The 3,980-nt window shown below is 72.2% G+C and carries 1 protein-coding gene; it reads right to left on the bottom strand.

Going from position 1 to position 3,980, the window contains the following annotated elements; genetic code table 11:
- On the bottom strand, positions 1 to 3,980 hold a 3,980-nt coding region (locus ACWCPW_RS51700), incomplete at both ends, for a condensation domain-containing protein (RefSeq protein ID WP_449768634.1).

The following is a 3,980-nucleotide window of genomic DNA, read 5'->3' as shown; positions in this document are numbered from 1 at the left end:
ACCGCGACAGCGTCCGGAACCAACCCCGCACGCTCCTCCAACAAATCCGCCACCGTCGACTCCGGCACCGGATGCGAGGTCGCGTTCCACTCGTCCACGATCCGCGTGTGCTCGGCGGGCGACAGCAGTTCGTACGCGCCCACGCGGCGGTTCGGATCGTCGGTGATCCCGACGAGCAGCCGCAGCAGCCGCTCCGCGAAGTCTTCGACGGTGGTGTGGTCGAAGAGGTCCGCCGCGTACTCGATGCCCAGTTCGACCGCGCCCTCCGGCACCGCGGCCAGATCGGTCTCGCGGAAGACGAAGTCGAGGTCGAACTTGGCGGTGGGCGGGGTGAATCGTTCGCCGACCGGTGCGATGTCGCCGAAGCGGACCTCGCCCACGCCCTGGTTCTGGTAGCCGACCATCACCTGGAACAGCGGGTTGCGGCCGAGCGACCGCGCCGGGTTGAGTTCCTCCACCAGGCGCTCGAACGGCAGGTCCTGGTGCGCGAACGCGTCCAGGTCGGTGTCTCGCACCCGGGCCAGCAGGTCGGCGAAGGTCGGGTTGCCGGTCACGTCCGCACGGATGACCACGGTGTTGACGAAGAAGCCGATCAGGTCGCCGAGTGCCTCGTCGTCGCGCCCCGCCACCGGACTGCCCAGGGGAATGTCGGTGCCCGCGCCGAGGCGGTGCAGCAGCGTCGCCACCGCCGCCTGGTAGAACATGAACGCGCTGGCATGCGCGGCCGAGGCCACGGCACGCACGCGCTCGGCGAGTTCGGCGGGGATCAGGCGTTCGACCGTGCCGCCCCGGTAGCCGGCCACCGTGGGGCGCGGCCGGTCGGCGGGGATCTCCAGTTGCTGGGGCAGCGCGGCCAGAGCGGTTCGCCAGTAGGCGAGTTGGTGAGCGTAGCGGCCGGTGGGATCGGCCGGATCGCCGAGCAGGTCGCGCTGCCACAACGTGTAGTCGGCGTATTGCAGCGGCAGCGGCTCCCAGGCGGGTGCGTGCCCCGCCGAGCGTGCGGTGTAGGCCGCGGCGAGGTCCTGTGCGAACGGCCGGATCGACCACTCGTCGATCGCGATGTGGTGGAACACCGCGAGGAACACGTGCTCGTCCGGGCCCACCCGGAAGACCGTGGTCCGCAGCGGAAGTTCGCCGGCCAGGTCGAAGGGGCGGCGGGTGGCCTCGGCGACCAGCGCGGCCAGCGCGGGCTCGGTGTCGATGGCGCCGAGGGTGTCGGTGTCGACGAACTCGACGACGGCGTGCGCGTCCTCCGGGGCCAGGATGTGTTGGAACACCTCGGCGGCGCCGCTTCCTTCGGGCTCCTGTGCCGCGACACACAGCGTACGCAAGGTCTCGTGACGGTTCGTCACGTCCTGTACGGCGGCGCGCAGCGCCGCCCGGTCCAGCGTCCCGCGCAGTCGGACCGCGATCGGTTCGTGGTAGGCGGCGCTCGCCGTCTCGAACTGGCCCAGCAGCCACAGTCGCCGCTGGGCGAACGACAGCGGCACCCGGTCTGGGCGCTCCTGCCGCGTGACGGCGGGCCGCAACGCCTGGGCGCCCGCCTGGTCCGCCCCGGCGCGTTCCGCGAGCAGCGCGGCCAGTGCGGCGGTGGTCGGGGCGGTGAACACGTCCCGGATGGCGATCTCGACGCCGAGCGCGCCCCGGGCCTTCGCGGCCAATCGAGCGGCGAGCAGGGAGTGGCCGCCGAGGTCGAAGAAGTTGTCCTCGGCGCCGATGTCGGCGACTCCGAGCACCTCGGCGAACAGCGCGCACAGGGCGAGTTCGGCGGCACCGGCCGGTGCCCGCGTGGGCGCGCGACCGACGCCTGCGTCGGGGGCGGGCAGCGCGCGACGGTCGAGTTTGCCGTTGACGGTGAGCGGGAGTCGATCGAGCGGGACGAATCCGGCGGGCACCATGTACTCGGGCAGCCGCTCGCGCAGGAACGCGCGCAGCCGGGGTACCAGGGTGCCCGCCTCGCGGGCGGCGGCGGGGTGGTTGGCGTAGCCGGGCAGGTCGGCACGGCCCGAACCCGTCGGTACGTAGGTGCCCAGTACGGCGTTCGCGGCCCGCTCGCCGGCCACGAACACCGCGTCGAAGGCGCCGGATCCGGCGCTCGACCAGGTCGCGGCCACGGCGTAGCCGAGGTCCGCGCCCAGCGCGTACAGCGTCTCGGGCTCGACCGCCGCGTCGTCGGCCTGCTCGGCCGCGGTGCGCGCGTCGCGCGCTTCGGTGCTCGTGCCGCCGTTGGCCAGCACGCGCTCCGCGGCGATTTCGCCCGCGAGTCGGGCGTTGGGTACGGCTCGCACGCGCAGCGCGTCGGGCCGATCCGCGGTCAGCCGGCGGGCGACCGCGTCGGTTCCCCCGGCGGCGTTCCACGGCAGGCTCGGTATGTCGGCGAGGGTCGTGGCCGGGTCGCCGCCGGCTCGGCGCAGTACCGCGTCGTAGCGGTGGCGGGACAGCTCGTTGTGCAGGTGTCCGCGTTTGATCCGCAGGTCGACGCCCGCCAGGTCGGGCAGCAGATCGGTCAGGGCGGCGAAGTAGTCCGGGTCGACCAGGAGTTCCTTCTCCAGCAGCACAGCGCGCTCGATCGCGGCGCGCACGCTCGCGTCGTCGGTGTCCGGTGTCGCCTGGCCGAGTCGGATCGCGCTGTGGAAGGTGCGGGCGAGCCGCAGGTTGCGCACGTCGCCGACGAAGACCGCTCCGCCGGGCCGGAGCAGGTCGAGTGCGCGGCGCAGCACGTCGGTGAGGTAGTCCAGGCTCGGGAAGTACTGGGCGACCGAGTTGATCACCACGGTGTCGAAGAATGCCGCGGGCAGGTCGCCGAGTTCGTGCGCCGGGGCGGTGCGCAGCTCGACCTTCGCGGCGAGTTCGGGGTCTCGGGCCAGGTCGGCGCGCAGCTTCTCGATGACCGGTGCGGCGAAGTCGGTGGCCCAGTAGCTCTCGCTCGCGGGTGCCAGTGCGCCCAGCAGCAGGCCGGTGCCGACGCCGATCTCCAGGATCCGTGACGGGCGCAGTTCGGTGATGCGCCGGATGGTCTCGGCACGCCATTCGCGCATGTGCGCGAGCGGGATCGGCGCGCCGTCGTAGCTGCTGTCCCAGCCGGCGAAGTCCTCGGTGAACACCGCCGTGTCGATGGCGGTGTACTCGTCGGCGTAGATCTGCCGCCATTCCGCGATGTGTTCGTCATGGGCGTGCGCGTCGACGGGTCCGGCCGTTTCGGGGACGACGTAGGCGGTGAGCTGTACCCCGCCGTCCGGGCCGGTGGTGGGCACGATCGCGCTGCGGGCCACCTGCGGATGGGTATCCAACACGCTTTGGATCTCGGCGGGTTCGATGCGGTGGCCGCGGATCTTGATCTGGTCGTCGGTGCGGCCGAGGTAGTCGATGATGCCGTCCGGGCGCCGCCGCGCGAGGTCGCCGGTGCGGTAGAGCCGGCTGCCGGGCGGCCCGTACGGATTCGCCACGAACCGCGCGGCCGTCTGTCCGGCGGCGTTGAGGTAGCCGCGGGCGAGGCCGATGCCGGTGACGTACAACTCGCCGGGCACGCCCACCGGTACCGGTTGGAGGTTGGCGTCGAGGATGTGGGTGGCGGTGTTGAGGATCGGTCGCCCGATCGCGGGCGTGGCGCTGTCCTCGGTGCCGGCGCCGAGCGTGTTGATCGTGTACTCGGTCGGCCCGTACAGGTTGTAGCCCAGCACACCCTCGGTGTCGCGCAGTGCCGCCCACACTCCGTCGGACACGGCTTCGCCGCCGAGCAGGACGAGCGCGGGCCGGTGCCGCCCGGTCGTGGCGTCCGACTCCAGGAGCCCTTCCTCCAGGAGGTGTTGGGCGTAGGTGGGGGTGACGTTGACGACGTCGATCCGGTGCCGGTCCACGTACCGCGTCAGGGCGTGCGCGTCACGACGCAACTCCTCGTCGCACACATGCACTTCGTGACCCTCGACCAGCCACAGGAGTTCCTCCCACGACATGTCGAACGCGAACGACACCGTGTGCGC

This window comes from Embleya sp. NPDC001921 (genome assembly GCF_053594475.1).
This window is presented reverse-complemented; position numbering and strand designations above follow the sequence as displayed.